Annotated in this window: 23 protein-coding genes and 2 tRNA genes; 7 read left to right on the top strand and 18 right to left on the bottom strand. The window is 68.6% G+C overall.

What is annotated here, in order from left to right; all coding sequences use genetic code 11:
* The first annotated feature begins 47 nt into the window (after positions 1-47).
* From ACFWN7_RS15585 to ACFWN7_RS15575, 3 genes are all read left to right on the top strand, one after another.
* Positions 48-791 carry an SDR family NAD(P)-dependent oxidoreductase gene (locus tag ACFWN7_RS15585; protein ID WP_376939760.1) on the top strand — a complete coding sequence of 248 codons (744 nt, stop codon included), beginning with the start codon at positions 48-50 and terminating at the stop codon, positions 789-791.
* Positions 788-1,246: an acyl-CoA thioesterase gene (locus ACFWN7_RS15580; RefSeq protein ID WP_376939759.1), complete on the top strand. Its 459-nt coding sequence runs from the start codon at positions 788-790 to the stop codon at positions 1,244-1,246. Before ACFWN7_RS15585 ends, ACFWN7_RS15580 begins: the two co-directional genes overlap by 4 nt.
* A 117-nt stretch (positions 1,247-1,363) precedes the next feature.
* Complete coding sequence (locus tag ACFWN7_RS15575; protein ID WP_376939758.1) at positions 1,364-2,767, top strand: MFS transporter; 1,404 nt, start codon at positions 1,364-1,366, stop codon at positions 2,765-2,767.
* A 3-nt stretch (positions 2,768-2,770) separates the two neighbouring features.
* On the opposite strand, the gene ACFWN7_RS15570 is transcribed toward ACFWN7_RS15575, so the two are convergent.
* The 4 genes from ACFWN7_RS15570 to ACFWN7_RS15555 are packed head-to-tail and all read right to left on the bottom strand — an operon-like array spanning position 2,771 to position 6,062.
* A complete protein-coding gene (locus ACFWN7_RS15570) occupies positions 2,771-3,232 on the bottom strand; it encodes a nuclear transport factor 2 family protein (RefSeq protein ID WP_376939757.1) in 462 nt (153 codons plus the stop codon).
* The gene (locus ACFWN7_RS15565; protein ID WP_376939756.1) at positions 3,229-4,284 is read right to left on the bottom strand and encodes an MBL fold metallo-hydrolase; all 1,056 of its coding nucleotides are present in this window, start codon (positions 4,282-4,284) and stop codon (positions 3,229-3,231) included. The genes ACFWN7_RS15570 and ACFWN7_RS15565 overlap by 4 nt, the downstream gene beginning before the upstream one ends.
* 37 nt (positions 4,285-4,321) lie before the next feature.
* Positions 4,322-5,083: an enoyl-CoA hydratase/isomerase family protein gene (locus ACFWN7_RS15560; protein WP_376939755.1), complete on the bottom strand. Its 762-nt coding sequence runs from the start codon at positions 5,081-5,083 to the stop codon at positions 4,322-4,324.
* 40 nt (positions 5,084-5,123) lie between these two features.
* Positions 5,124-6,062 carry an SDR family NAD(P)-dependent oxidoreductase gene (locus tag ACFWN7_RS15555; RefSeq protein WP_376939754.1) on the bottom strand — a complete coding sequence of 313 codons (939 nt, stop codon included), beginning with the start codon at positions 6,060-6,062 and terminating at the stop codon, positions 5,124-5,126.
* Here ACFWN7_RS15555 and ACFWN7_RS15550 point away from each other — a divergent pair.
* Positions 6,043-7,242, top strand: a complete 1,200-nt coding sequence (locus tag ACFWN7_RS15550) for an NADH:flavin oxidoreductase/NADH oxidase (protein WP_376939753.1) — start codon at positions 6,043-6,045, stop codon at positions 7,240-7,242. The two genes, ACFWN7_RS15555 and ACFWN7_RS15550, sit on opposite strands and share 20 nt — an antisense overlap.
* Here ACFWN7_RS15550 and ACFWN7_RS15545 read toward each other — a convergent pair.
* The 7 genes from ACFWN7_RS15545 to ACFWN7_RS15515 form a co-directional block, all read right to left on the bottom strand.
* The gene (locus tag ACFWN7_RS15545) at positions 7,235-7,717 is read right to left on the bottom strand and encodes a nuclear transport factor 2 family protein (RefSeq protein WP_376939752.1); all 483 of its coding nucleotides are present in this window, start codon (positions 7,715-7,717) and stop codon (positions 7,235-7,237) included. The genes ACFWN7_RS15550 and ACFWN7_RS15545 overlap by 8 nt on opposite strands.
* Positions 7,714-8,469, bottom strand: coding sequence for a hypothetical protein (locus tag ACFWN7_RS15540; RefSeq protein ID WP_376939751.1), 756 nt, complete (start codon positions 8,467-8,469; stop codon positions 7,714-7,716). The genes ACFWN7_RS15545 and ACFWN7_RS15540 overlap by 4 nt, the downstream gene beginning before the upstream one ends.
* A 4-nt stretch (positions 8,470-8,473) precedes the next feature.
* A complete protein-coding gene (locus ACFWN7_RS15535; protein WP_376939750.1) occupies positions 8,474-9,682 on the bottom strand; it encodes a thiolase family protein in 1,209 nt (402 codons plus the stop codon).
* On the bottom strand, positions 9,679-10,872 hold the full coding sequence (locus ACFWN7_RS15530; RefSeq protein ID WP_376939749.1) for a bifunctional 2-methylcitrate synthase/citrate synthase: 1,194 nt from the start codon (positions 10,870-10,872) through the stop codon (positions 9,679-9,681). Before ACFWN7_RS15530 ends, ACFWN7_RS15535 begins: the two co-directional genes overlap by 4 nt.
* A gap of 111 nt (positions 10,873-10,983) precedes the next feature.
* Complete coding sequence (gene prpB / locus ACFWN7_RS15525) at positions 10,984-11,883, bottom strand: methylisocitrate lyase (protein ID WP_376939748.1); 900 nt, start codon at positions 11,881-11,883, stop codon at positions 10,984-10,986.
* Complete coding sequence (locus ACFWN7_RS15520; RefSeq protein WP_376939747.1) at positions 11,883-13,427, bottom strand: MmgE/PrpD family protein; 1,545 nt, start codon at positions 13,425-13,427, stop codon at positions 11,883-11,885. The genes prpB and ACFWN7_RS15520 overlap by 1 nt, the downstream gene beginning before the upstream one ends.
* The gene (locus tag ACFWN7_RS15515; RefSeq protein ID WP_376939746.1) at positions 13,424-14,134 is read right to left on the bottom strand and encodes a GntR family transcriptional regulator; all 711 of its coding nucleotides are present in this window, start codon (positions 14,132-14,134) and stop codon (positions 13,424-13,426) included. Before ACFWN7_RS15515 ends, ACFWN7_RS15520 begins: the two co-directional genes overlap by 4 nt.
* Positions 14,135-14,530: 396 nt before the next feature.
* Between ACFWN7_RS15515 and ACFWN7_RS15510 the strand changes: the two genes are divergently transcribed.
* A complete protein-coding gene (locus ACFWN7_RS15510) occupies positions 14,531-16,213 on the top strand; it encodes an RNA-binding domain-containing protein (protein ID WP_376939744.1) in 1,683 nt (560 codons plus the stop codon).
* A 215-nt stretch (positions 16,214-16,428) separates the two neighbouring features.
* Here ACFWN7_RS15510 and ACFWN7_RS15505 read toward each other — a convergent pair.
* From ACFWN7_RS15505 to ACFWN7_RS15490, 4 genes are all read right to left on the bottom strand, one after another.
* Positions 16,429-16,502: transfer RNA gene (locus ACFWN7_RS15505), tRNA-Met, on the bottom strand.
* 36 nt (positions 16,503-16,538) lie between these two features.
* Positions 16,539-16,610, bottom strand: a tRNA-Thr gene (locus ACFWN7_RS15500).
* Positions 16,611-16,719: 109 nt separating this feature from the next.
* Positions 16,720-16,908 carry a hypothetical protein gene (locus ACFWN7_RS15495; RefSeq protein WP_376939743.1) on the bottom strand — a complete coding sequence of 63 codons (189 nt, stop codon included), beginning with the start codon at positions 16,906-16,908 and terminating at the stop codon, positions 16,720-16,722.
* Between the two features lie 23 nt (positions 16,909-16,931).
* Positions 16,932-18,302 (bottom strand): MFS transporter, encoded by a 1,371-nt coding sequence (locus ACFWN7_RS15490; RefSeq protein WP_376939742.1) that lies wholly within the window; start codon positions 18,300-18,302, stop codon positions 16,932-16,934.
* Positions 18,303-18,442: 140 nt separating this feature from the next.
* On the opposite strand from ACFWN7_RS15490, the gene ACFWN7_RS15485 reads away from it, so the two are divergent.
* On the top strand, positions 18,443-19,609 hold the full coding sequence (locus ACFWN7_RS15485) for an alpha-galactosidase (protein ID WP_376939741.1): 1,167 nt from the start codon (positions 18,443-18,445) through the stop codon (positions 19,607-19,609).
* Here the strand turns inward: ACFWN7_RS15485 and ACFWN7_RS15480 are convergent.
* The 3 genes from ACFWN7_RS15480 to ACFWN7_RS15470 all read right to left on the bottom strand — a co-directional run bounded on the left by ACFWN7_RS15480 (position 19,602) and on the right by ACFWN7_RS15470 (position 23,555).
* A complete protein-coding gene (locus ACFWN7_RS15480; protein WP_376939813.1) occupies positions 19,602-20,531 on the bottom strand; it encodes a sugar ABC transporter permease in 930 nt (309 codons plus the stop codon). The genes ACFWN7_RS15485 and ACFWN7_RS15480 overlap by 8 nt on opposite strands.
* A gap of 65 nt (positions 20,532-20,596) precedes the next feature.
* The gene (locus ACFWN7_RS15475) at positions 20,597-22,216 is read right to left on the bottom strand and encodes an ABC transporter permease subunit (RefSeq protein ID WP_376939740.1); all 1,620 of its coding nucleotides are present in this window, start codon (positions 22,214-22,216) and stop codon (positions 20,597-20,599) included.
* Between the two features lie 100 nt (positions 22,217-22,316).
* Entirely contained in the window at positions 22,317-23,555 is a 1,239-nt protein-coding gene (locus ACFWN7_RS15470) for an extracellular solute-binding protein (RefSeq protein ID WP_376939739.1), read from the bottom strand.
* Between the two features lie 275 nt (positions 23,556-23,830).
* Here ACFWN7_RS15470 and ACFWN7_RS15465 point away from each other — a divergent pair, with 275 nt between their 5' ends.
* Positions 23,831-25,528 carry a glycoside hydrolase family 13 protein gene (locus tag ACFWN7_RS15465; RefSeq protein ID WP_376939738.1) on the top strand — a complete coding sequence of 566 codons (1,698 nt, stop codon included), beginning with the start codon at positions 23,831-23,833 and terminating at the stop codon, positions 25,526-25,528.
* Positions 25,529-25,597: the final 69 nt, after the last annotated feature.

Raw genomic sequence — 25,597 nt, 5'->3', positions numbered from 1 at the left:
GGAGCGCGCTAGAGTGCGAGTCAAGCAAATGCTTGGTTGGAGGCGTCATGGGTGATGCGAACTTCGGCTTCACGGCCGGCGACACGATTCTGGTGACCGGGGCCGGCAGCGGCATCGGGCGGGCGACGGCGCTCCGCGCGGCGGAGCAGGGACTCTCGGTGAGCGCCTGGGACTTGCGCGCTGAAGGCCTGCGAGAGACGGCCGACGCGATCACTTCGGCGGGCGGCACGGTGCACGAATGGGTTGCGGATGTGTCGGATGCCGCGGCCGTCGACGCGGGCCTTGCAGACGCGGCATCCGCTCTCGGCCCCGTTCGCTACCTGCACAACAACGCGGGCCCGGCCTCGAGCGCACCGCTCGAGTACCGGCACGCGATCGAGTTGTGCCTCGGCAGCGTGCAGAGCATGACCGAGGCGTGGGCCGCGCGGAACCCAGGCGAGGGCGCTGCGATGGTCGTGACCACCTCGGTCGCCGGAAACCTCGTCGGCACTGAGAGCGACTGGTACTCGGTGGCGAAGGCGGGCCTCATGGGGTATGTGCGTCACCTCGCAGCCCACCGGGCGAGCGAGTTCCGCAGCAACGGGGTCGCACCGGGCATGACCGACACGCCGCGGCTCACAAGCTTCAAGGACAGCGAGATCGGCAAGCGCGTCATCACCCGCATCCCGATGGGTCGCATGGGCGCACCTGATGACATCGCCTACGCGACGCTGTTCCTGCTGTCGCCGCTCGCCTCGTACATCAACGGCGTGTTCCTCCCCGTCGACGGCGGCTGGACGGTCACGCAGTGAGCAAGGTCGCCGGCCCGATCCTGCACCAGCATCAGCTGCGGTTGAGCTATGCCGACACCGACCCGGCCGGCATCCTCTACTACGCCGCCTGGTTCCCGAAGATGGAGGCGCTGCAGACCGAGTTCCTCTACCTGTGCGGCCTGCGACAGGACACGCTCGTCGAACGATTCGGCTGGTGGACGGTGTCTCGCGCGACGCAGTGCGACTACCTCGAGGCGGCGCGTCTGTTCGACCGGATCCGCATCGAGCTCCGGCTGGGCGAGATCGGCACCTCATCGTTCCGCTTCGACTTCGAGATGTGGCGCATCGACGACGAGTTGCTCGTCGCCCGGTCCTCCAACACGGTGGTGACGGTCTCGCCCGATCAGCGCCCCGTTCGCATACCCGACGGACTGCGCGAGCACCTCCAATCGTGGCAGTTGCGCGCACCGGCACTCGAGACGGCGACAGCATGACCGACGGCGACGACGTGGCGGCGGCGGCGGGACATCCTTCCGTTGCTCCGGTGAGGCCGGTCGCATCTGGGCACGCCTGAGCTTCCGCGCAGACGACGAGGCGAGGAGCGACCGAACGTGGTGACATCGAGGAACGAGCGGCGAGAGCGGCTGACCGTGCTCGTGCTCGCGGCGAGCGGCATGCTGACGTCGCTGCAGTTCACGCTCATCGTGCCGGCGCTGCCCGAGATCCCCAGCATGCTGGGCGTGAGCGCCAACGACGCGTCGTGGATGGTGACGGTGACACTGCTCACCGGCACCGTCGGGACCCCGGTCGTGACCCGGCTCGCGGACATGTACGGCCGGCGACGGATGCTCCTCGTCTCCCTCGGCCTGCTCGCCGCCGGATCGGTGATCGCGGCGATGGGGATGACCTTCACCACCGTGCTGATCGGACGCGCGCTCCAGGGCTTCGCGACCGCCATCGTGCCGATCGGGGTGAGCCTGCTGCGCGGCCTCACGAGTCGCGAACGCTCGAACGTCGGCATCGCGCTCATGAGCGGCACGCTCGGCATCGGCTCGGCGCTCGGCCTGCCGCTCTCGGGCGTGCTCGTGACGTGGGGCGGGCTTGCCGCCCTCTTCTGGTTCTCTGCGGCAGCCGGTGCCATCTTCGTCGCACTCGTCGCGATGGTGGTCTCCGAGGTGCCGTCGCGCAAGGGCGGCCGGTTCGACCTCGTCGGCTCCGTACTGCTGGGGGTCGCGCTGACGTGCGTGCTGCTCGTCGTCTCGAAGATCGTCGTCTGGGGGGCTTGGAGCCCCGGCATCATCGTCCTCGTGGTCACCGCGCTGCTCGCCTTCGCGGTGTGGTTCCCGTTCGAGCTGCGGCATCCCAACCCCGTCATCGACGTCCGCACCTCGCTGCGACGACCCGTGCTGCAGACGAACGTGGCATCCTTCTTCGCCGCCTTCGGGATGTTCGCGAATCATCTGCTCACGATGCAGGAGGCCCGTGCGTCCGAAGGCGCCGGTCTCGCACTGCCCGTGCTCGGCGCCGGGCTCATTCTCGTGCCCTCCGCCGTCGCGATGGTCGCGCTGGCTCCTGTGGCCGGCGCGTTGCTCAACCGTCTCGGTGGGCGCGTCACGCTGGCGCTCGGTACCGCGACGATCACCGCCGCTTTCGTGTTCCGGCTGCTCGTGCACGACGGCATCGTGGCGGTCGTGATCGGTGCGCTCATCGTGGGCGTGGGCACCGCTTTCGCGTTCGCGGCGATGCCCTCGCTCATCATGGATGCCGTGCCCGAGCACGAGGCCGCCTCGGCCAACGGTGTGAACTCGCTCACCCGGTCACTGTCTGGCGCCATGGCGAGCGCGGTGTTCGCCTTCCTCATCGCGGCGTTGCCCGTCCAACCGGGAGGTGATTTCCTCTCAGAGCAGGGCTTCATGATCGCCTTCGGCCTGACGGCCGCATTCGGCGCGGTCGGTACGGTGCTCGCGCTGACCTTGCCGGAGCGGCCGTTCGAGGCGGCTCCCGACGCTGCTTAGCACTTAGCCAAACTTCACCGTCGGGCCCGCGTGCACCGGGAATCGCTGCGTCGCGATGACCTCGAGCCGTCGACGGGAGAAGCGCCAGGCACCGTCGTTCCGTACGAGCTCGTCGTGATAGCGGATCGTCATCTCGAAGCACGACGCAGCGCCTTTTCGGTCACGGAAGAAGTGGCGCGCGAGGCAGTAGGTCTGGGCATCGGCAGTCTCACCGGCGATCTCCGCCGTCTGGTTCAGCACACCGTGGAAGGTCGCGTCGAACCGCGAGCACAGGCCGACGACGACCCCGCGCAGTTCCTCGGGCCCGGTGTACGTCGCGTCGGGTGCCTCGATCACCCCAGGAGTGGCGAACTGCGCGATGAAGAGGTCGGCGTCGCCCGTGTCGGCCGCGCGAGCATACTGCTCAGCGCAGCGGCGGATCTCGAGGCGCGCGACCCACTCCTCGACCACCTCGTCGCCGGTCATGAGTCGCGTTCCTCGCCGTCGGCGCGAACGAGCAGCGACTCCGCGCGGCCGCTCCGCACGAGCCGAAGGTGCATCTGCGTCTGCCGCAACGCGGAGTGGAGCCAGAAGCCGGTCAGTCCATCCCAGCCCGAGGTCCACGTCAAGCGTCGCGCATACTCCCACGTGGACTCGTCGCCGAGCTCGTCGGCGAGCGCCGCGACCTCCCGGACGCGGCGTCGGTGGTGCGCGGCGATCTCGGCCCGCCGCGCGGCGAGGCCCTCGAACCGGTACTCGTGACCCGGAAGCGTCTCGTATTCATCGACGGGCTCGAGCTTCGCGATCGAGTCGAAGTAGTCGCCCAGCGCGTCGCTCTCGGGCAGCGAACCGATCCCGATCCCGGAGTAGATCGTCGGCAACACGTGGTCGCCGGAATAGAGGAGTCGCCGTTCGTCGTCGGCGAGGCAGATGTGGCCGTCGGTGTGGCCCGGCGTGGCGATGACCCGGAGCGTGTGTCCGGGAAGGTCGATGGTCTCGCCGTCGGCCAGTGCACGGTCGGGTTCCAGATCATCGACGAGCGAGGGCCGGTCGAAGGAGTCGATCAGCTCGGAACGCCGCACCGCCGGCACGCCCCACTCGTCGAGCACGCCCGCATACCGCCGGCGGTCTCGCGCGAGCGCCGACGTGTCCTGCGCGAGCACACGCCGTTCGACGCCTGAGAAGAGCACCGATGCCCCGCTGAGTTCGCGGAGCCGGCCGGCGAGGCCGAGGTGGTCGGGGTGGAAGTGCGTCGCGATCACCGTGGAGACGTCGCCGAGGCGGCATCCGAGTCGTTCAAGTGACGCCGTCAGCGTGGCGAGATTCTCGTCGGAATCCCACCCGGGATCGACGAGGTGTACCGAACCGTCGCGCCCGCGAAGCACGTACGTCAGGGTGTGCGGCAACGTGCCTTCGGGGATGGGCGAAGCGATCGCCCAGACGCCGTCGGCGATCTGTTCGGGCGCAGGGTTGCGGCCGGCCGACCAGGCATCCGCCTGGGCCGGGCTCGTCGTCGTCACCGTTGCGATACTCTTCATGGCTTTCACCTCACGCGTGACTGGCCTTCGATGGGCGTCAGTCCCGGCGGAACGACACCGGTCGCTTCTCGAGGAAGCCCTCGCGCGCGAGGCGGAACTCGTCGGAGTCGAGCAGGCGCCGCTGCACCTCTACCTCAGCCTCGAGCGCCGTGGCGAGCGAGTCGTTCGCTCCCGCTCGCAACAGCCGGGCGGTCTCAGCGACCGCGGCGTCCGGCACGTCGAGGATCCGATCGAGCAGTTCGCCGATTCGGGCATCGAGACGGTCGTCGGGGACGACCTCGCTCACGAGCCCCCACGCCTCGGCGGTCGCTGCCGGGATCCGCTCACCGCCGAAGGCCATCCGGGCCGCGCGCGGCGCGCCGATGCGAGCGGCGATCAGTTGCGTCGCGCCACCGTCGGGCACGAGGCCGAGCGAGAGGAACGGCAAGAGGAAGAACGCCGATTCGGCGGCGATGACGAGGTCGCACGCGACGGCGATCGATACGCCGGCGCCCGCGGTGGGGCCGTTCACGGCCGCGATGACCGCTGCGCGGGCCTCGGTGATCGCTCGCACGACGTCTGCTGCGGCGTCCGCGGTGCTTCCATCGACCGTGCCCGAGAGGTCGGCGCCCGTGCAGAACGCGCGGCCGGCGCCCGTAATCACGATCACGGTGGCGCCCTCGTGATCCGCATCGCGGACGCGGCGAGCCAGTTCCTCCATGTGCTCGGTCGCGAGCGCGTTCATCCGCTCCGCGCGCTCGATCCGGAGGACGACGGCAGCGCCGCTGCGCTCCATCGTGATGATGCCGGACTCTGTCATCTGCTTCCGCTCTCTTGCCGCCATCGCCAACCCTACCAACCTAATGCTTGGTTTCGACAGCCCGAAGGCGAGGTTCTCGATCGGGACCGACCTGCCGCGCCACCGGCGCTTCACGCCGAGCGAGCTGCGCACCGCGGCGCTGCATGATCGTTTCGACGTAGGCCGGCTCGGGCAGCAGGTAGAACTCCCCTCGCTCCGCCTGGGCGAAGATCTCCCGCGCAGCTTGCGCGGGTTGCTGCGCGGTCGGCACGAGTTCGAGCATCTGACGCCGCGCGGCTTCAGCGGCGTCGACGGCGGCCGTCTCCGCGTCGTCGTCCACGGCGCCCGCCGACTCGAAGATTCGGGATGCCACTGCGGCGGGCAGTACCGCCGCGACGTGGATCGGCGCACCGACCTCATCGATGTCGAGCTTGAGCGCCTCGGTGAGGCCGAGCACGGCGTGCTTGCTCGCGAGGTATGGCGCCTGCCGCGCGATCGATGTCATCGCGCCGACCGACGAGAGGTTCCAGACGTGGGCGGGGGTGCCCGCCGCGATCATGCGAGGCAGGAAGGAGCGGATACCGTGGAAGACGCCGCTGATATTGACGTCTACAACGCGACGCCAGTGACCTACAGGCGTATCCCACAGGTAGCCGAACTGCTCGATTCCGGCGTTGTTCACCAGGAGCGCGGCCGACCCCACCTCGGCGACGCGTTGCGCGAGCGCTTCAACCTGCTCGGGATCGCGCACATCCACCCGCTCGGCCCATGCCCTGGCTCCGCCGTCTCGCAGCCCAGCGGCGACCCGTTCCGCAGCCGCGTCGTCGATATCAGCGACGACGACGGTCATGCCTCTCTGCGCTGCCTCACGCGCCAGCCCCTCCCCGATACCCGAGCCGGCGCCGGTGATGACCGCTATCCCTGTGCGAAGAACTTCAGAACTCATGTCAACCAAACTAATGCTTGGTATGCTCAGAGGCATGTCGAGCACCGCCGCCACCACACGAGCCTCGGCATCCGTGCAGGGTGTGTTCTCGTCGCTCAGGGTCGGCGGGCTCGAACTGCCGAACCGGGTCGGCGTGTCGCCCATGTGCATGTACGCCTCGGCAGACGGCTTCGCCACCGACTTCCACCTCGTGCACCTGGGCCGTTTCGCCCTGGGCGGTGCCGGCCTCGTGATCATGGAGGCCACGGCGATCGATCCCCGCGGGCGCATCTCCCACCACGACACCGGAGCCTGGAGCGACGAGCACGTGCCGGGTCTCGAGCGCGTCGCATCCTTTCTCGCCGCGCACGGTGCCGTGCCGGGTATCCAGCTGGGACACGCGGGCCGCAGGGCATCGGTGAACGAACCGTGGGCGGGCGGTGTGCCGCTCACCGATCAGGATGCTGCGGCGGGAACGCCGCCGTGGCAGACCGTCGCACCATCCGCCGTGCCTGCCGGCCCCGGCTGGCCGGTGTCGCATGCACTCACCCTCGATGAGATCGATCGCTCGATCGAGCAGTGGCGGGATGCCGCGGCCCGGGCGGTCGCGGCCGGATTCCGGTGGATCGAGCTGCACGGCGCGCACGGCTATCTCCTGCACTCGTTCCTCTCCCCCGTATCCAATCGGCGCGACGACGCGTTCGGCGGGGATGCCGACCGCCGCATGCGGTACCCCCTTGCGGTCGTTCAGGCGATTCGCAACTCGATCCCGGCGAACGTCGCACTCGCCTATCGGATGTCGGCGGTCGACGGGATCGCGGACGGGCTCACGATCGACGACACCGCGGCGTTCGCAACCCACCTCGCCGCCGCGGGTGTCGATCTCATCGACACGTCATCGGGCGGCATCACCACCGACCGCTCGGTCGACACACGCGTACGACGGGGTTTCGCGTTCCACGCCGACTTCTCTCACCGGCTGCGCGAGGTCGTCGACATCCCGGTGGCCACCGTGGGCTTCGTCGTCGACCCCGCCCAGGCCCGACTCCTCATCCAACACGGCGATGCTGACCTCGTGCTCCTCGGTCGGGAGATGCTCGACGATCCGAACTGGGCGCTGCACGCCCGTCGCGCACTCGACGCCGACGAGTTCGCGCACTGGAACGTGAGATACGGCAGTGCCCTTCAACCGCGCGCGAAGACGCTCGCGCGACTCGCGGACTCGGGTGAGACGCCGCTCAGCCGGTTCACCTGACCGACGACGCGAGCAGGGCCCGCGCCGCTTCGGCGCCGTTCAACAGACGGTTGACCCGTCGTTCGACGAGCCATCCCGATCGGGTGTGCACGAGCTCCCAGCGGTTCGCACTCACGCGAGCGGGCAGCCACGCGTCATCGGACCGCTTGAACACGATCGAGTGGCACACCGCCACGGCACGGTCGCCGTCGAGGTCGATGCGCGGCGCGGTGAGCACGTGCGCGCAACCCGCATCGACGAGTTCGCGGTGCGTGTCGAGTTCGACGAGACCGGCGAGTTGTTCGCCGGTGAGCACCGTGTCGTCGAACGCGTACGCGCCGTCGCTCGTCCAGAGTGCCGCGATCGCGGACGCGTCGCACGCATCGGCTGCCGGGCCGTACCGCGAGATCAGGTCACGGATCGCCTCCAGCGCTTCGAGCTCCGCGACCCGTGCCTCGACGGCCGCGAGCCGAGCCTCGAGGGATGACTCGGTCACCAATCCTGCCAGGGGATGATCGTCTTCAACGGCGCACGCAGCAGCGTCTCCCCCGCGACATCCGTTTCGTGCGCCTCGTCGATGTCACGGACGCGCTTCGCGACTTCGGCCGGATCGTCCTCGAGGTAGAGCAGCCGGATCCGGATGCTTCCCGGTGCATCTGCTACTGAGCCATCCAGCGGCAGCGTGCGGTGCTGTTGCGGGTGGCTGTACGAGAACGTCCACCCGCCACTGACCCCGTCGAGACCGAGCAGTGCGGGCATCGTCTCACGGTCGGCCTGCTGATGCGCGTCGTGCACGACCCCGGCGTGCGGTTCCGCGAAGCGGGTGACGCTGAGGTGGATGCCGCGGTTCGGCCGGTACGGCAGCACCTCGGGCGAGACCAGCGCCGATTGGGCCGCGTAGCCCTTGACCGGCCGGAAGAAGGCGAGCATCGGTCGACGGATGCCGGGAATGATCGGTCCACGACCCCACTGGAACGACGCCTCGCCGAGCGCGTCCCATGCCGCGACCGACTCGGCGACCGGAGGCCGGAACCAGTACATCGCGACGTAGTCGACGGCGCCGAATTCGGCGTTGCTCTCGACGAGCGGCGCGTACTCCGCGGGCAGCTCCCAACGGTCGCCCCAAGCGACGCCCGGCAGAGCGAGGTTTTCGGGGCGGTGGTCGAGCTGGTGCCACGTGTTGTAGGCCTGTCGCTGCGACGGGTCCTGTAGCTCGATGAACGAGAAGAACGCGAGGTCGGCGAACATGGCGTCAGCCCTCCCAGCGCTTGAGCAGTGCGGCGAGCGCCTGGCCCCCGCCGATGCACATCGTGACGACGGCGTATTCGAGGTCGCGGCGGTGCAGGTCGAGCGCAGCACGCACCGTGAGGATCGCGCCCGTCGCACCGACCGGATGCCCCAACGCGATCGCACCGCCGTAGGGGTTCGTCTTCTCCGGGTCGAGGCCGGCATCGCGGATCACGGCGACCGCCTGGGCTGCGAATGCCTCGTTCAACTCGATCACGTCGACGTCGGCGGCCGTCAGGCCGGTCCGCTTCCAGAGACGCTCGAGCGCGTACACCGGTGCGTAGCCCATCAGTTCGGGCTCGTTCCCGGCCGTCGCGACGGCCTCGATCGTGACCAGCCCCGTAAGCCCCCGCTCGCGCACGTCGCTCTCGCGCATCAGCACGGTTGCCCCGGCGCCGTCGTTGATGCCCGACGCGTTGCCCGCGGTCACGGTGCCGCCCTGCTGGAACGCGGGCCGGAGTCCGGCGAGCACTTCCGCGGTCGTGCCCGGCTTCGGATGCTCGTCCACCGACACCTCGACGGGCTTGCGGGCGCCGGTGGTGACCGGCACGATTTCCTCGGCGAACGCCGCCTTCGCGGCATCCGACGCGGCCCGTCGCTGGCTCTCGAGCGCGAACTCGTCCTGCTCGGCCCGGGAGACGCCGTACTTCGCGGCGACGTTCTCGGCCGTCACGCCCATGTGGGCGTTCGAGAACGGGTCGGTCAGCATGGCGACCGTGCCGTCGACGAGGGTGCGGTTACCGAGGCGGTCGTTGAAGCGGGCGTTGAAGTCGTAGAACGGCATACGGGTCATGTTCTCGTCGCCGCCGGCGAGCACGACGTCGACGCCGCCCCAGAGCAGCTCCTGCGCGCCCGACCAGATGGCCTGCAGCCCCGACCCGCAGAGCCGGTTCACGGTGAACGCGGGCGTGCGCACCGGCAGCCCGGCCGCCAGCGCGACCCGGCGCGCGTTGTACGCGTCACCGGCGACCTGACCGATGCAGCCCATCACGACCTCGCCGACCTCGGCACCGGCGATACCGGCCCGTTCCAGCGCTGCGCGCGACGCGGCAGCACCGAGCTCGTGCGCCGCCGTGTCCCGGAACACGCCACCGAAGCTGCCGACGGGCGTGCGCGCTCCCGCGACGATGACGACCTTCTCGCGGTCAGCGACCGCGCGTGCCGCGGCGCTCATGCCGCCGACTCCTCGGCGCGTTCCGCAGCCGCCAGCTCCGCGGCATCCGGAACATACCCCTCGATGTGCCGCTCATCGGGCCCGTCATACGCCGACAGCGGACGGATCAGCGCGTTCGATGCGGCCTGCTCCATGATGTGCGCCGTCCAGCCCGTGACCCGCGACGCCACGAACAGCGGCGTGAACGTCGGCGTGTCGAACCCGATCAGGTTGTACGCCGGACCCGACGGGTAGTCGAGGTTCGGGTAGATGCCCTTGCGCGCCACGAACTCGGTCTCGAGGGCATCATAGAGCGCGAGCACGTCTGGCCGGTCGTAGTGCTCGACCAGGGTGTCGAGTGCCGCCTTCATGGTGGGCACGCGCGAGTCGCCGCGCTTGTAGACGCGGTGGCCGAAGCCCATGATCTTGCGCTTCGAGGCGAGGGCGGCATCCAGCCACGGCACCACATTCGAGGCCGAGCCGATCTCGTCGAAGATGTGCAGCACCGCCTCGTTGGCGCCGCCGTGCAGCGGCCCCTTCAGCGCACCGATCGCGCCGACGACGGCGGAGTACAGGTCGCTCAGCGTCGACGTGATGACCCGGGCGGTGAACGTCGAGGCGTTGAACGAGTGCTCGGCGTACAGGATCATCGACCGGTTGAACGCGTCGACGACGACCGGGTCGGCCTCGTCGCCGAAGGTCATCCAGAGGAAGTTGGCCGAGTAGTCGAGGTCGTCGCGCGGCTCGACCGGCTCGAGCCCGCGGCGGCGGCGCTGCCCGTACGCGACGATCGCGGGCAGGGCGGCGAACAGTCGGATGCTTCGTGCGAGGTTCTCCTCGGCGCTTCCGCTCGCGTCGAGCACCGACCCGCTGCCGGCGAGGTCTGCCGCGCCGAGGTGGCTCACGGCGGTGCGGATCTCGTCCATCGGGTGCGCGTCGAGCGGCACCAGGTCGATCGCGGCCCGTATTTCGGGATCGAGAGCACGATGCGCCCGTTCGGCCTCTCGAAGCTCCGCGAGTTGCGAGGCATCCGGCAGCTCGCCGTGCCACAGCAGGTACGCCACCGCCTCGAACGACTGCGTCGCGGCGAGCTCCTGCACCGGGTAGCCGCGGTACAGCAGCGAGTTGGTGTCGGGGTTGACCTTCGACACCGCCGTGACATCGACGGTGACGCCGGCAAGGCCCTTCCTGATCTCGATCGTGTCGGTCATCGTGTGCTCCTTTGCAGTTCGGTTTCGGATGCCGCGTCTGGGGTGGGGTTCCCTTCGACCCTTCGGCGAGCTCAGGGGAGTCCAAGCTCAGGGAACGGGTCGGATGCCGCGTCAGCGCGCGATCTCGAAGTTGAAGACGCTCGTGTCGAAGTGGTTGTAGCTCTCGTAGTCGATGAGGTCGTAGAGGTCGGCGCGGTGCTGCATTTCGTCGAGCTTGCCCGTGAGGTGCCCCTCGTCGTTCAGCGTGTCGAGCGCCCGGCCCGCGGCGCCCATCGCGATCCGCAGCAACGACACCGGCCAGATGACGATGTTCATGCCCACATCCGCGAGCTGGCGCGCGGTGAACAGCTCGCTCTTGCCGAACTCGGTCATGTTCGCGAGCAGGGGCACGTCGACCGCCGCCCGGATCGCGGCGAACTCCTCGAGCGAACGCATCGCCTCGGGGAAGATCGCGTCGGCACCGGCATCCACCAACGCCTTCGCCCGGTCGATCGCGGCCGCCAGCCCATCGACCGCGGCGATGTCGGTGCGTGCCATGACGAGGAAGTTCGGGTCACGGCGGGCGTCGACCGCGGCCCGGATGCGTTTGATCGCCGTGTTCTCGTCGACCACGGCCTTGCCGTCGAGGTGACCGCACCGCTTCGGGTTGATCTGGTCCTCGATGTGGGTGCCGGCCAGCCCGGCGTCCTCGAGCGTCTGGATCGTGCGGGCCACGTTCATCGGCTCACCGAACCCGGTGTCGGCGTCGATGATCGCCGGCAGCTCGGTCATCCGCGCGATCTGCTGACCGCGACCGGCGACCTCGGTGAGGGTCGTCAGGCCGATGTCGGGCAGACCCAGGTCGGCGCTCAGCACCGCACCCGAGATGTACACCCCCTCGAAGCCCTTTCGTTCGATCAACCGCGCCGACAGCGGGTTGAACGCGCCGGGGAACCGCAGCAGCTCCCCCGTCGCGAGCCGCTCACGGAACAGGCGCCGCTTCTCGGCGGCCGGAGTCTGGGCGTACAGCATCAGAACAGTCCCTTTCGTGCGGGCGCGCTCGTGAGCACACCGGGTTGCGCGACGATCGAGAGCTCGCGCACCTCATCGGCGGTGAGCTCGGGCAGCCGCTCGGCGAGCCCGAGGAACCGCTCGATCTCCTCGGACGTCAGCACCGGCTCGGCGAGGATCCGGAACTTGCGCACGTAGTCCTCGCGCGCGAACGGCCGCGCCCCGAGCGGGTGCGCGTCGGCGACGGCGATCTCGTCGACGAGCTCCGAGCCGTCGGTGAACGTGATCACCACGCGCCCGCCGAACGCCTTCTCGGCCGGGTCGTCCGAGTGGTAGCGGCGCGTCCACTCGCCGTCCTCGGCGGTCGTGACCTTCTGCCACAGCTCCACGGTGTCGGGCCGCGCGGCGCGCTCGGGCGCGTACGAGGCCACGTGGTGCCACCCGCCGTCCTGCAGCGCGACCGCGAAGATGTACGGGATCGAGTGGTCGAGCGTCTCGCGGGATGCCGCGGGGTCGTACTTCTGCGGATCGTTCGCGCCCGACCCGATCACGTAGTGCGTGTGGTGGCTCGTGTGCAACACGATCGATTCGATGTTCGGTTCCCCCTCCGGTCCCTGAGCCTGTCGAAGGGCCGGTCGCTCGTTGTGCAGCTTGCGGGCCAGATCGATCCACGCCTGCGCCTGGTACTCGGCCGAGTGCTCCTTGGTGTACGAGTCGAGGATGCCGCGCTTGGGCTCGCCCGGAGCCGGCAGCGGCACCGCGTACGAGGCATCCGGCCCGTCGAGCAGCCACGCGATGAACCCGTCTTCGCCCTCGTAGATCGGCGACGGGCTCGTCTCACCGCGCATCGCACGGTCTACGGCCTCGACCGCCATCTTGCCCGCGAAGGCCGGGGCGTGCGCCTTCCACGTCGAGATCTCGCCCTTGCGGCTCTGGCGCGTGGCGGTGGTCGTGTGGAGGGCCTGGCCGACGGCCTGGTAGATCGTCTCGACGTCGAGTCCGAGCAGGGTGCCGATGCCGGCCGCCGCGCTCGGACCGAGGTGTGCGACATGGTCGATCTTGTGCTTGTGCAGGCAGATCGCACGCACGAGATCGATCTGGATCTCGTACCCGGTCGCGATGCCCCGCACGAGCGCCCTCCCGTCGGCGCCGACGTGCTGGGCGACCGCGAGGATCGGCGGGATGTTGTCGCCCGGGTGCGAGTAGTCGGCCGCGAGGAACGTGTCGTGGTAGTCGAGCTCGCGCACCGCCACACCGTTCGCCCACGCCGCCCACTCGGGGCTGCTGCGCCGCTCGAGCGAGACGCCGAGGATCGTCGCTCCGGCGCCGCCGACCGAGACCGCGTGATCGAGGGCTTGCTTGCGCGCGGCGCTCACGGGCGCTCGCGTGAGGGATGCCGCGGCCACCGCCGCGTTGTCGATGACGCGGTTGATGATCATGTCGACCACCTCGGGCTCGACCTCGACCGGGTCGGCCGCGACCTCGGCGATGCGCCAGGCCAGCTGGCCGCTGCGTTGCAGGTCTTCCTCGCTGCGGTGGACGCGGAGGTCGTGGGTGATGGTCATGCGGCTCCCTGTTCGGTGTGGGTCTTCGTATCGGTCGCTGAGCTTGTCGAAGCGCCGTGGCCGGTCGCCGAGCCGGTCGATGCGTCGAGCGACGCGAGGATACTCGTCAGCGCGTTGTGCAGGTGCACGTGCGTCGCGTGGGCGGCGAGTTCGGCGTCGCGTGCGGCGATCGCCGACGCGATGAAGCGGTGTTCGGCGACGGATGCCGCGAGCCGATCGGGATTGTCACGCGCAAGCCTGCGCACCCGCACCAGGTGGGTGCGAATCGTACGAAGGGCCGCGGTCAGGTAGTCGTTGGCGACGGATGCGTCGAGCTGCGCGTCGAACCGCGCGATGAGGGCGTAGTACGCGTCGAGTCCCTCAGCGCCCGAGAGGTTCGCGTGGTCGAACTCGTCGGCCAGCGCGGCGAAGGTCGCGGCATCCGCTCTTCCGGCCGCGAGACGCGCCGCCGTCTCCTCGAGGGCGCGGCGGACCTCGAACAGTTCGCGGATGTCGCCGGCGTCGATGTCGCTGACCACCGTGACGCGCGGCGACTGCTGCACGACGAGCCCGTCGGCGGCGAGCCTTCCGAGCGCTTCGCGGAGCGGCGTGCGACTCACCCCGAGGCGCGTCGACTGCTCGACCTCGGCAAGCACGGTGCCGGGTGCGAGCGCTCCCGACTGGATCTCCTCGAGGAGCGACAAGTATGCACGATCACTTGCCCGCATAGCTGGCCCTTTCCTCGTTCGGTGCCGTTATTGTATACATAAATCTCAGGCTCGCTAGCACATCGAGCCTCGACGGCTTCTCAACGTATACACCGACGACTGGCACATGCCGGAGCCCGGTTCGCCTTCTGCTCCCGCAGCTGTACATCGTCCGCCACGCGCGAGATCCGCGACTCGCTTCGGGCCGGCGGTGGTGAGTGGAAGTACGCCGCCCGCTCCGGAGACCACAGCGATGGTCCATGGCCCGATCCAGGGTCCGCGCTCACGGAGGAGGCACACGGGCCCGGTATGGCGAGATCGGCCCCTGAGTGCGGCGTGATCTGGTTCTTCTGGATGGCCCACATGTTTGGACCGCTCCAATATCATTTCACATTGACCCAAAAGATATGGGAACGTATGGGTGTGAACCCAAACAAGATCCGCGAGGTGGCCGCTGGCGGCGAGACGCTCACCGTCGAGTTCAAGTCGGATCGGCGCGAAAAGTTCGGCGACGACAGGCTCGCCGAGGCGGTCGCATGCCTTGCGAACGGCCAAGGGGGGACTCTTCTTCTCGGCGTCGAAGATGATGGGTCCATTACAGGCGCTCGCTCACGACACGGTGCGTCGACGGATCCGCTTCGCCTGCAAGCGGTCATCTCGAACAAGACCGTTCCGCCGGTAGTGACCGACGTCGAAGTCGTCGACGTCGATGGTCTCTCAGTCATCGTGGTCGTCGTACCACGGGCCGCAACCGTGACGGGAACGACCCGCGGCCTCTACGTACGCCGCGGCCTCCGACCGGACGGGAAGCCGGAATGCATGCCCCTGCTCTCGCACGAGATGCTTGCCGACCGGATCGACCGGGCAGAGATCGACTATGCCGGGATCATCGAGCCCCAGGCTGAAGTAGATGACCTGGACCCGCTCGAGTTCGATCGAATGCGTCGGCTTGCCGCGCTGAGCTCCGGCGAGTCGAGCGCCCTTACCGCGTTGGGGGACTTCGAACTCGGCCGTGCCCTGGGCGTCCTCGATGGACGCGAGGATGCACCGATCGTGCGCCGCGGCGCGCTACTGCTGTTCGGCCGGCCGGAGTCTCTTCGACGGTTCGTGCCGACACATGAGACGGCATTCCAAGTGTTCGAGGGAACATCCGTTCGACAGAACATCTTCGCGCACGACCCACTTCTCAAGTCCGCCGAGGACCTCTTCGGGCTACTCCAGCGCTACAACGATGAAGAAGAGATCGATATCGGTCTCACCCGCGTCGCCGTGCCACGGATCCCACCGGTCGCCGCACGCGAACTCATCGCCAACGCACTCGTGCATCGCGACTACACATTGCTGGGGCCGGTGGCCGTTCGACTCGATGACGAGGAGCTGATCGTGTCGAACCCCGGCGGCTTCCCCCGCGGCGTCACACTCAGCAACTTCCTTACGACATCCCGCCCCCGCAGTCGGATCCTCTCAGAGGCGTTCTTCCGGGCGGGCCTTGTCGAGAGAACCGGGCGCGGCATCAATCGCGTCTTCGAGTGGACGTTGCGGACCGGACGCTCAGCGCCGGACTTCTCGCGCACCGACGCGGCACAGGTGGTGGTCTCACTCCCCACCGGAGGGGCCGACCTCGCGGTGGTGAGGTTCGTCGTCGAGCACGATGATCGAAGCGGACGGGCGTTCTCACTCGCGGAACTGCAGATCGTTCACGCGCTTCTCGATGACCCGCGACTGACCGCCGGCGAACTCGCACAGGTGACCCAGGCGAGTGAGCTCGCCACTCGCAACACCCTCACTCGCCTCGTCGAAGGTGGAGTCGTAGAGATGCGCGGCAACGGCCGCGGGCGACGGTACACCTTGACCGCAGCTACGTACCGCGCGCTCTCGACACCGTCCGGCTACGTCCGGGTTCGATCGTTCGACGACGTCCAGCAGGAGCAGATGGTGCTGACCTACGTGAACTCGCACGGTTCGATTCGCCGGCGCGACGCCGCCGAACTCTGCGCAGTCTCCTCCGACGCAGCCAAGCTGCTGCTTCGAAGGATGCGGGACAAGGGTTTGCTCGCAATGGTCGGCGACCGCCGCGGAGCCCGATATGTCCTCCCATGAGTACGTACCCGACAGCTGAGTCCGGAGAGGCATTCAACGCCCGCTCCCGGAATGCCCCCAGGTCACTCCAAGCGACCCGGGACGGGTCGAACACCTTCGCCGCAGAAGCCCGCGAAACGCGGTCGCTGACGAATAAGCGTTGAATAAACGTTGAACTCATCGAGTCCTGTCCTTTGTCTAGGACAAGAAACCCCTGGTCAACCGATGATTTCCAGTAGCGAGGGCGGGACTCGAACCCGCGACACCACGATTATGAGCCGTGTGCTCTAACCACCTGAGCTACCCCGCCGGGAAGGTTCTTCGAGCCTACGCCCGAACCAACCAGAGCCCCGAGTCAGGATTGAACTGACGACCCCTTCCTTACCATGGAAGTGCTCTACCACTGAGCTATCGGGGCGTGTGCCGCAATCGGCAACCGTACGAGGATATCACCTCGCCGCGTCCGCTTCGAACGCGGGGGACGCGGGGAACGCGGGGAACGCGGGCCGGGCATGGGTCCCTGAGTGTCACGCACGCACGCGGCGCGGGCTCTCACGAGCGTGCGCATCCACACCCGGCAGCAGCCACGCTGCGAAGCTCGGGCCGTAGGCGATGAAGTGCACGAGACCGTCGGATGCCGCGAGCTGGGCGGGATGGCTCGCCGTCGACGCCGGTGAGCCCGAACTCGTCGCCCAACCGGTCGCCTGCTTCGGCACTCGCCGTGAGGCAGCCGCTCGCCTCAGCGCACGCCGCGAATGCGGTAGACCAGCACGCCCCCGGTGAGCGCGAGCACGCCCGAGAGCAGGTACAGCCCGACATACCCGCCGAGCTGCTGCACCGCGATCGCCGCGATGACGGGTGCGAGCACGTTGGGCAGGCCGATCGCCAGGTTGATGATGCCGACGTCCTTGCCATTGTCGGATGCCGCGGGCAGCACCTCGGTGACGAGTGCGAAGTCGACGGCGGTGAACACGCCCGTGCCGAGCCCGAGGATGGCGGCGGCAACGACGGTGAAGCCGAAATCCGGCACGAAGGCCATGATCAGCGTGGCGCCCGACAGGAAGATCGCCGACACCGCGACGAAGGGCCGGCGGCGAGCGACTCGGTCTGAAACGACCCCCGCGGCGACAACGGTGAGGAACACCGAGGCGGCGTAGACGGCGGTGAGGATGAGCACGCCGTCGCTGACCCGAAGCCCCGGGGCATCCGAGCCGTCACGCACCAGACCGACCCTGTCTTGCAGGTAGTAGTAGAGGTAGAACAGCGCGATCGCACTGCTGAGGGTCACCAGGAAGCGGGTGATCCACGCCCATCCGAAGTCCCGGTGCACCCGCAGGTCGATCCAATAGCAGGCAATGAAGTCGCGCCACCCGAATCGCGACGCCCGCGGGGGTCGCGGTGTCGATCGCTCCCATCGATCCAGCACGAACGGGATCCCGGCCATGACGCAGGCCGCGGCGCACAGCACGTAGCCCATGCCGATGCCCAGCATCGACGGCCACACGGCCGTCGCGATCGTGCCGATCGCGGTGCCCGCGACGACGGCCAGGGTGTACGCGAAGCCGTACCACCCTGACACGAGCCCGCGTTGGGCGGCCGGCACGTGGTCGGGGATGGCCGCCGACATCGGCGAGATCACGGCGTTGATCGCGGTCTGCATGGCCACCCAGGTGAGCAGGAGCGCCGGCAGCGACTGGGCGAAGCCCGACAGCGCCATCGTGACCGCCACGACGACGAGCCCGATCGCGATCCACGGGGTGCGCCGGCCCCATCTCGATCGGGTTCGATCCGAGAGAGCACCCCACAGGGGGGTGCTCACGAGCGCGAAGATGCCGGCGACGAACCCGATGATCGAGAGGTTCGATTCCTTGACCGACGTGAAGAACCAGAGCGGCGCATTCGTCGTCAGCCACTCGACCTGCGGCGACATGAGCACCTGGCCGGGGCCCGCCCAGGCGATGTTGATCCCGAGGTAGGCGAGGCTGAGCTTCGTGATCCACGAGCGGGCGGCGGGTCGACTCGGATGCCTCGGCGCGAGAGGCTGCGCCGCGGGCGTCGGCTTCGCCGCCGCGGGCACGCCGGCACCTTCGGAACCGACCGGACGAGACACGGCATCTCCTCGCGCTTCATCACGTGAGTCCGGCGCGGACACGTCGGTGCACCCATCTTGGCCAACCGCGGGCAGTGGGTCAAGTGTCCCACTTGAGGTACAGTGTGGCCGAGGGCGCCGCGCAAGATGAGGGAGGGCCGATGGATGACGCGAACGGCCCACGAGCGGGCGAAGCCGTGCTCGCCGCAACGCCCCCGATGGGATGGAACAGCTGGAATCGGTTCCGATGCTACGAACTGACCGAAGAGGTCGTGATGCGGACGGCCGACGCGTTGGTCGCCTCGGGCATGCGAGACGCCGGCTACGAGTATGTCGTGGTCGACGACTGCTGGCAGGCGTTCCGGCGCGATCCGGCCGGCCGTCTCCGAGCCCACCCGGGGCGGTTCCCCAGCGGCATGGCCGCGCTCGCCGACGAGGTCCACGCCAGAGGCCTGAAGTTCGGCATGTACCTGGCGCCGGGCCGCAAGACGTGCGCGATGATCTACGACCGGTACCCGGGTGAGGAACTCGGCTCCTTCGGCCGTGAGCGACAGGATCTCGAGACGCTCGCGGGCTGGGGCATCGACTACCTCAAGTACGACTGGTGCCGCGCGAATCGAGGCGGAACGGGGCTCGCCGAGGGCGATGCGTTCGCACGCATGTCTGCGGCGATCGAGCGCATCGACCGGCCGATCGTCTACAGCATCTCGGAGTACGGCAGAACCCGGCCGTGGACCTGGGCGCCCCCGATCGCGCACCTCTGGCGCACCACCGGCGACATCTCCCCCGATTGGCGCTCAGTCATGCGCATCGCCGACCAGCAGCACGGCCTCGCCGCGTATGCAGGCCCTGGCAGCTGGAACGACCCAGACATGTTGGAGGTCGGCAACGACGGACTGAGCGACATCGAGTCTCGCAGCCATTTCATGCTGTGGGCGATGCTCGCGGCTCCGCTCATGGCCGGCAACGATCTGCGCACGATGGAGGAGTCGACGCGCCGGCTGCTGACTCACCCCGGTGTCCTCGCGATCTCGCAAGACGCACTCGGCCGCCAAGGCGCACGCACGGCACGTGACCCGACTTACGACGTGTGGCGTCGCGAACTCGCCGACGGCACCGCCGTCGGCGTGCTGAACCGGCGGTCGCGGCCGGCCACCGCGCTCATCCACGACGGATGGATCACGACGGCGCGGGGCAACCGCCTTGCTCGGCTCGGTGACGGCGCACGCAACGTCTGGACCGACGCTTCCGCCACCGAGGGTGCGCTGCGATTCTCAGGCCGCGAGATGCACGTGTTCCGTGTGCCCGGCCCCGCGATCGCTACTTGACGGCACCCGCCGTCAGCCCGCCGACGATGTACTTCTGCAACCAGAGGAACAGCGCCACCACCGGCAGCGCCGCCATCACCGCACCGGCCGAGAACGCGCTCCAGTCGGCATACCGCGGGTTCGAGACCAGCTTGTAGAGGCCGACCGCGAGGGTCTGCTTGTCGCTGTCGATGAGGATCACGGATGCCACCGCGAACTCGTTCACCGTGAAGATGAACGAGAGCAGTGCAACCACGGCGAGGATCGGCGCGGCGAGCCGCAGGATGATCGTGAAGAAGATGCGGGCGTGACCGGCGCCGTCGATCTTCGCGGCCTCGTCGATCGACGCGGGGATCGTGTTGAAGAACCCGTACATCAGGAACGTGTTCACCCCGAGCGCGCCGCCGAGGTACACGATCATCAGGCCGATCTGCGTGTTCAGGCCGATCGCCGGGAACCAGTCGCTGATCGACGACATCAGCAGGAAGATCGCGACGACGGCGAGCATCTGCGGGAACATCTGCACCACGACGATCGTGACCAGGCCGAACCGCCGGCCTGTGAAGCGCATCCGCGAGAACGAATATGCCGCGAGGGCACCCAGGAACACCGACGCCACGGCGTTCACTCCCGCGATGAGAAGCGTGTTGGCGAACCACTGCGTGTACGGCACCTGCGGATCGGTGAGGATGCGCACGTAGCTCTCGAGCCCGATCTGCGAGAACAGCGCATTCGAGCCGGTGAGGGTGCCGTGCGGGTTCAGCGACGACGAGATCACGAAGACGATCGGGAACAGCGCGAACACGAGCATGACGACGGCGACGAGATGGCGCCATCCGGTGGCCTTGAACCAGCGGCCGAAGCTGAACGGCCGCCGCGTTCCGGCCATGCGCGCCGGGGGACGCCCGCCGCGCCCGGCCTCGGTGTCGAGGGCTGCCGCCATGACTTCGGCCTCGACTGCCGGCGCCTCGATCCAGGAGCGGTGCGCCTTCGTCTCCTTCTCAGCCATCAGTTCAGCTCCTCGAGCGACTTGGTGCGGCGGAACGCGATGATCGAGATCACCGCGACCACGATGAAGATGATGATCGAGTAGGCGCTCGCCAACCCGTAGTCACGCGACTGCCCGGTGAACGCGATCTTGTAGACCATGGTGATCAGGATGTCGGTGAACCCGACGGGGATCGGCGCGTCCGAGTCGCGCGGGCCGCCGTCGGTGAGCATGTAGATCGTGTTGAAGTTGTTGAAGTTGAACGCGAACGAGGCGATGAGCAACGGTGCCACCGTCACGAGCAGCAGTGGGAGCTTGATCAGCCGGAAGATGGCCCACGGCTTGGCGCCGTCGACCGTCGCCGCCTCCTGGATGTCGTCGGGAATCGCCTGCAGCGCCCCCATGCACACGAGGAACATGTAGGGGAACCCGAGCCACAGGTTCACGATGAGCACCGAGACCTTGGCCAGCCATGGGTCGGTGAGCCAGGGTATGGATGCCCCGCCGAAGATGACCTGGTTGATGAACCCGAAGCTCTCGTTCATCATGCCCGCCCAGATGAGCGCCGACAGGAACGACGGGATCGCGTACGGCAGGATCATCGCGACCCGGTAGTACCTGCGGCCACGCATGCGCATGTCGTTGAACACGATCGCGAGGAACAGCCCGAGGAAGAACGTCGTTGCCACCGAGATGAGCGCGAAGGCGAACGTCCAGAGCGTGACGTACACGAGCGGCTGAGCGAGGCGCGTATCGGTGACCGCGCGCACGAAGTTGTCGAAGCCGACGGTGATCTGCCACCCGGGCAGCAGTTCCTCGCCATCCGCCGAGGTGAATGCACCGGTGCCGATATCGGAGTACACGGTGCCCGTCGTGGCATCCGTCATCGTGCCGGCCGCCGCGTCGTACTCGAGGGTCGAGACGTAGAGGTATCCGCTCGACCCATCGGGCGTGCGGATGGCGCCGTCGTTCGGGTCGTCGGAGAACGGCACCGCGAGCTCGGTGATCTCGTCGGTGCGGGCCAGCACATCGGCGAACTGCAGGGTCGTCCAGCCGTCGGCCGCGACGGCCTTGTCGCCGTCGAACTCGGCGTCGACCGCCTGGAGCGGCTCGTCGTTCGTGCCGACGAGCGCGTCGCCGTCGGGATCGGTGACGAGCAGGCCGAGCGTGCCGAGGCGGTCGACGACGGTCACCGGGTACGTCGGAGAGTCCTCGACCCGCTGCAGCGACGACGCCATGAGCGACGACACCGCCTGTTCCTTCGACCCGTTGTGGCCGGTGCCGTAGTTGGTGAAGGCGATGTAGCCCGTGTAGACGAGGATGAACACCTGGAACACCGCGAGGAAGATCACGCCCGGCGTCAGGTATTTCGCCGGGAGTTTGCGGCGTGAGAAATAGATCCAGTTGACGGCCACGGCGACGGTCACGACGACCGCGGCGATCACCCACTGGCCGGCGGTCGCGAGGATGAACAGCGCGTAGAGCGCGATCGCATCGACGATGCCGAGTGCGAGCAGCTTGACGAGAAGCATGACGATGCCGCCGGATGCCGCATCCGCGATGCCTGCGGCCTGCCGCTGTCGCTTCGTCGGCTTGTTGGGCGTTGCCGCCGTGACTTCGTCGTCGATGGTGGTGCTCATGCCTGCGTACTCTTCTCGCTCGCTCGTCTCGCTCGCCTCGTCGAACATCGGTGCTCCGGGTCGGATGCCGTGGCGGCATCCGACCCGGAGACGCTCATCGTTATCCGGCGTCGATCGCGGCCTGCACGTCGGCCACCATCTTCTGCCAGGTCGCGACGGGGTCGGCACCGTTGATGATGTCGGCCTCGGCGATGCCCCAGTACGTCCACACCGAACCCATGGCGGGGATGGCGGGCATCGGCACGGCTTCTTCACCGACGGCCGCGAAGCCCTCGATGATCGGGTCGCTCGAGGCGGTCTCGGCGGCGGCGGAGAGCGCCGGGAGGATGTTGCCCGCTTCGAAGAGCTCGAGCTGCACGTCCTCGGTGCCGAGGTAGTTCACCAGGAAGTCGTTCGCGGCGACCTTGTTCTTCGACTCCGAGGAGACGAAGAATCCCTTGACGCCGGCGAACGGCGAAGCGACGTCGGCGGTGGGGCTGGGCACGGGGTCGATCGCGACGTTGATGCCGCCGTCGATCGCGGCGCCCACGTTCCAGGGGCCGGTCAGCCAGAACGCGGCCGTGCCGTCGAGGAACGCCTGCTTGGCGATCTCACCGTCGATGTCGGTGTTGAAGACGCCGGTCCCGTTCTTGCCCTGGCCGCCCAGCCACGTGGCGAACTGCTCGCCGCCGGCGCTGCCGAGCTGGAGATCGGTCGGGTCGTAGCCCTGGTCGTTCGTGCCGAAGACGGGTGCACCGAACGCGGTCTGGAACGGGTAGAGGTGGTACGGGTTGCCCTCGGCGCCCTGCTCGACCACGAACGGCTGGGTCAGGCCGGCGGCCTTGCCCCTGGCGATCATGTCGTCGAAGCTCGTTGCGGGCTCGGGAACGAGGTCGGCGTTGCGGAGCACCGCGATGTTCTCGACCGCGTACGGGAGCATGTAGACGGTGCCCTCGTAGGTCGACGCGTCGATCGCGACCGGGAGGTAGTCCCCGGCGGAGTCGCCGAGCTCGATCGGCGCGACGACGCCGTTCGTCGAGAGTTCGCCGAGCCAGTCGTGGGCGCCCATGGTGATGTCGGGGCCCTTGCCGGTCGGCACCTGCTGGATGAAGTCGTCCTTGATGTCGTCGACGCTCTTGCCGACGAGCTCGACCTCGACACCGGTCTTCTCGGTGTAGTCCGCCGCCGCGCCCTTCAGCGCGTCGACCCGCTCGGAATCGACCCAGACGGTCAGCGTTCCGGCCGCCGATGCGTCGTCGCCGCTCGAGCCGCTGTCGCCCGCAGCGCAGCTCGCAAGACCGAGTGTCGCGACAACGGCGACGGCTCCGGCTGCCAGGAGACTCTTCGTGTTCACCCTCATTAGGTGTGCCCTTCTCAGTGTCCTTGAGTTCGGCGCCTTCGCCTGGTGAGGGAGCTGTGATCCCGATCCGGTTCCCGTGGAAACGTTGCACCGAGCCCGAAAGGCCGTTCTTCCGTGTGGAGATGCTCGCGTGTGCAAGCGATTACAGGTATACCCTGCGCGGGTCCGGATGGCAACACTTCGCTCGCATCGACGCCGGTTCGTGACAATGGCGGTCGCCGTGCATGAAATGCAAGCGCTTTCAATCGATGACGAATTATCGTACAGTTTCCGTCATGACTTCCGAGTGGTGGCGCACTGCCGCGATCTACCAGATCTATCCCCGGTCCTTCGCCGATGCGAACGGCGACGGCATGGGCGATCTCGCCGGCATCACCGCGCGCCTCGGCGCCCTGCAGGAGCTCGGCATCGATGCGATCTGGCTCTCCCCGTTCTACACCTCCCCCCAGCGTGACGCCGGCTACGACGTCGCCGACTACTGCGACGTCGACCCCCGCTTCGGCACGCTCGCCGACTTCGACGTCATGCTCGCCGAAGCGCACGACCGCGGCATCCGAGTCATCGTCGACCTCGTGCCCAACCACTCGTCCGACGAGCACGAGTGGTTCCAGGCGGCGCTCGCGGCACCCGCCGGCAGCGCCGAACGCGCCCGCTACCTCTTCCGCGACGGCGGCGGACCCGACGGCGACGAGCCGCCGAACAACTGGGAGTCCGTGTTCGGCGGACCCGCCTGGACCCGAGTGCTCGAGTCCGACGGCACGCCGGGCCAGTGGTACCTCCACCTCTTCGACAGCTCGCAGCCCGACTTCGACTGGACGAACGAGGACGTGCGCGAGGAGTTCCGGCGCATCCTGCGGTTCTGGCTCGACCGCGGCGTCGACGGGTTCCGGGTCGATGTGGCGCACGGCCTCGTCAAGGCCGAGGGCCTGCCCGACTACACGCCGCCCGCCGACGCGGGCAGCATGGGCGGCGCCGGAGGTCTCACCACGGATGCCGCGGCATCCGGTGTGCCGCTCGAGCCCGGCATCAGCGACGAGAACGGCGACGGCGCGCCCTACTGGGGCCAGGACGGCGTGCACGAGATCTACCGCGACTGGCGCGCGCTGCTCGAGGAGTACCCCGGCGAGCGCATCCTCGCGGCCGAAGCGTGGGTCGACCCACTGCCGCGCATCGCGAAGTGGGTGCGCCCCGACGAGATGCACCAGGCGTTCAACTTCGCGTACCTCGAGACGCCGTGGGATGCCGCGGCCCTCCGCCGGGTCATCGACGCGTCGCTCGAGGCGTTCGCCGCCGTCGGCGCGCCCTCGACCTGGGTGCTGTCGAACCACGATGTCGTGCGCCACGCGACGCGCCTCTCGGTGACCGCGGAGAACCCCCAGGGCCACGGTCTCGGGCCGCGCTCCGCCGGGCTCCCGTCGTATGAGCCGGGGCTGCGGCGCGCCCGCGCGGCGACGGCGCTCATGCTCGGGCTGCCCGGATCGTCGTACCTGTACCAGGGTGAGGAGCTCGGCCTGCCCGAGGTCATCCACCTCCCCGACGAAGCGCGGCAGGATCCCACCTGGTTCCGCACCGATGGCGAGCGCTACGGACGCGATGGATGCCGCGTGCCGCTGCCGTGGGAGGGCTCCGAGCCATCGTACGGGTTCGGCCCGTCCGCCGCGTCGTGGCTGCCGCAGCCCGAGCAGTGGGCCGCGCTCGCGCGGGACGCGCAGCGGGGCGTGGAGGGCTCGACGCTCTCGATGTACCAGGAGGCGCTCCGCTCGCGGCGCGCGCACGCGATGGCGGCCGGATCGCTGTCGTGGCTGGACGGATTCGACGAGTCGGTCGTGGCGTTCCGCAACGGCGACGTGGTCGTGGTGGCCAACACGGGGCTCGCGACCGTGGAGCTGCCCGCGGGCGAGGTGCTGCTCGCCAGCTCGGCGCTCTCGGATCGGAGCCTGCCCGCCGATACCACGGCCTGGTTGCGCGCGTAGGGCGCCGCTGCGCGGGGAGGGCGCGCCGCTGCGCGTGCGTGCGCGCGGGCGAGCGGATGCCGCGGCATC

Source organism: Agromyces sp. NPDC058484, from assembly GCF_042720415.1.
Taxonomy (GTDB): domain Bacteria; phylum Actinomycetota; class Actinomycetes; order Actinomycetales; family Microbacteriaceae; genus Agromyces.
The sequence above is the reverse complement of the archived record's forward strand: the minus strand, read 5'-3'. Positions and strand labels throughout refer to the sequence as shown.

Bases quoted from the DNA above. Each gene is read 5' to 3' on its own strand.
- ACFWN7_RS15570 (WP_376939757.1), bottom strand. From the start codon at position 3,232: ATGACCGGCGACGAGGTGGTCGAGGAGTGGGTCGCGCGCCTCGAGATC.
- prpB (WP_376939748.1), bottom strand. From the start codon at position 11,883: ATGCTGTACGCCCAGACTCCGGCCGCCGAGAAGCGGCGCCTGTTCCGT.
- ACFWN7_RS15465 (WP_376939738.1), top strand. From the start codon at position 23,831: ATGACTTCCGAGTGGTGGCGCACTGCCGCGATCTACCAGATCTATCCC.
- ACFWN7_RS15515 (WP_376939746.1), bottom strand. From the start codon at position 14,134: ATGCGGGCAAGTGATCGTGCATACTTGTCGCTCCTCGAGGAGATCCAG.
- ACFWN7_RS15485 (WP_376939741.1), top strand. From the start codon at position 18,443: ATGGATGACGCGAACGGCCCACGAGCGGGCGAAGCCGTGCTCGCCGCA.
- ACFWN7_RS15530 (WP_376939749.1), bottom strand. From the start codon at position 10,872: ATGACCGACACGATCGAGATCAGGAAGGGCCTTGCCGGCGTCACCGTC.
- ACFWN7_RS15565 (WP_376939756.1), bottom strand. From the start codon at position 4,284: ATGAAGAGTATCGCAACGGTGACGACGACGAGCCCGGCCCAGGCGGAT.
- ACFWN7_RS15510 (WP_376939744.1), top strand. From the start codon at position 14,531: ATGGGTGTGAACCCAAACAAGATCCGCGAGGTGGCCGCTGGCGGCGAG.
- ACFWN7_RS15535 (WP_376939750.1), bottom strand. From the start codon at position 9,682: ATGAGCGCCGCGGCACGCGCGGTCGCTGACCGCGAGAAGGTCGTCATC.
- ACFWN7_RS15560 (WP_376939755.1), bottom strand. From the start codon at position 5,083: ATGACAGAGTCCGGCATCATCACGATGGAGCGCAGCGGCGCTGCCGTC.
- ACFWN7_RS15585 (WP_376939760.1), top strand. From the start codon at position 48: ATGGGTGATGCGAACTTCGGCTTCACGGCCGGCGACACGATTCTGGTG.
- ACFWN7_RS15475 (WP_376939740.1), bottom strand. From the start codon at position 22,216: ATGAGCACCACCATCGACGACGAAGTCACGGCGGCAACGCCCAACAAG.
- ACFWN7_RS15540 (WP_376939751.1), bottom strand. From the start codon at position 8,469: ATGTTCGCCGACCTCGCGTTCTTCTCGTTCATCGAGCTACAGGACCCG.
- ACFWN7_RS15470 (WP_376939739.1), bottom strand. From the start codon at position 23,555: ATGAGGGTGAACACGAAGAGTCTCCTGGCAGCCGGAGCCGTCGCCGTT.
- ACFWN7_RS15550 (WP_376939753.1), top strand. From the start codon at position 6,043: ATGTCGAGCACCGCCGCCACCACACGAGCCTCGGCATCCGTGCAGGGT.
- ACFWN7_RS15520 (WP_376939747.1), bottom strand. From the start codon at position 13,427: ATGACCATCACCCACGACCTCCGCGTCCACCGCAGCGAGGAAGACCTG.
- ACFWN7_RS15480 (WP_376939813.1), bottom strand. From the start codon at position 20,531: ATGGCGGCAGCCCTCGACACCGAGGCCGGGCGCGGCGGGCGTCCCCCG.